This window comes from Corynebacterium sp. HMSC05E07 (assembly GCF_001807225.1).
GTDB lineage: Bacteria > Actinomycetota > Actinomycetes > Mycobacteriales > Mycobacteriaceae > Corynebacterium > Corynebacterium singulare.
On the sequence record NZ_KV788204.1, the window covers coordinates 1 to 1,108 of the forward strand.

The following is a 1,108-nucleotide window of genomic DNA, read 5'->3' on the forward strand; positions in this document are numbered from 1 at the left end:
GATGGTTAAACACCAACTGGTGCCTAAAAAATAATGCTCCTTAGAAAGGAGGTGATCCACCCGCACCTTCCGGTACGGGTACCTTGTTACGACTTCGTCCCAATCGCCGATCCCACCTTAGACAGCTCCCTAACAAGTTTGAGCCACTGGCTTCGGGTGTTACCAACTTTCATGACGTGACGGGCGGTGTGTACAAGGCCCGGGAACGTATTCACCGCAGCATTGCTGATCTACGATTACTAGCGACTCCGACTTCATGGGGTCGAGTTGCAGACCCCAATCCGAACTAAGACCGGCTTTCAGCGATTCGCTCCACCTCACAGTGTCGCTGCGCGTTGTACCGACCATTGTAGCATGTGTGAAGCCCTGGACATAAGGGGCATGATGATTTGACGTCATCCCCACCTTCCTCCGAGTTAACCCCGGCAGTCTCTCATGAGTCCCCAACCAAAATGCTGGCAACATAAGACAAGGGTTGCGCTCGTTGCGGGACTTAACCCAACATCTCACGACACGAGCTGACGACAACCATGCACCACCTGTACACCAACCACAAGGGAAACTACATCTCTGCAGCGATCTGGTGTATGTCAAGCCCAGGTAAGGTTCTTCGCGTTGCATCGAATTAATCCACATGCTCCGCCGCTTGTGCGGGCCCCCGTCAATTCCTTTGAGTTTTAGCCTTGCGGCCGTACTCCCCAGGCGGGGCGCTTAATGCGTTAGCTACGGCACAGAAGACGTGGAAGCCCCCTACACCTAGCGCCCACCGTTTACGGCATGGACTACCAGGGTATCTAATCCTGTTCGCTACCCATGCTTTCGCTCCTCAGCGTCAGTAACTGCCCAGAGACCTGCCTTCGCCATCGGTGTTCCTCCTGATATCTGCGCATTTCACCGCTACACCAGGAATTCCAGTCTCCCCTACAGCACTCAAGTTATGCCCGTATCGCCTGCACGCCCGGAGTTAAGCCCCGGAATTTCACAGACGACGCGACAAACCACCTACGAGCTCTTTACGCCCAGTAATTCCGGACAACGCTCGCACCCTACGTATTACCGCGGCTGCTGGCACGTAGTTAGCCGGTGCTTCTTATACAGGTACCGTCAC

At 54.7% G+C, this 1,108-nt stretch carries 1 rRNA gene; it reads right to left on the reverse strand.

The window, feature by feature from the left end:
• Nucleotides 1-44: 44 nt before the first annotated feature.
• A 16S ribosomal RNA gene (locus tag HMPREF3149_RS01630) occupies nucleotides 45-1,108 on the reverse strand; the annotation flags it as partial.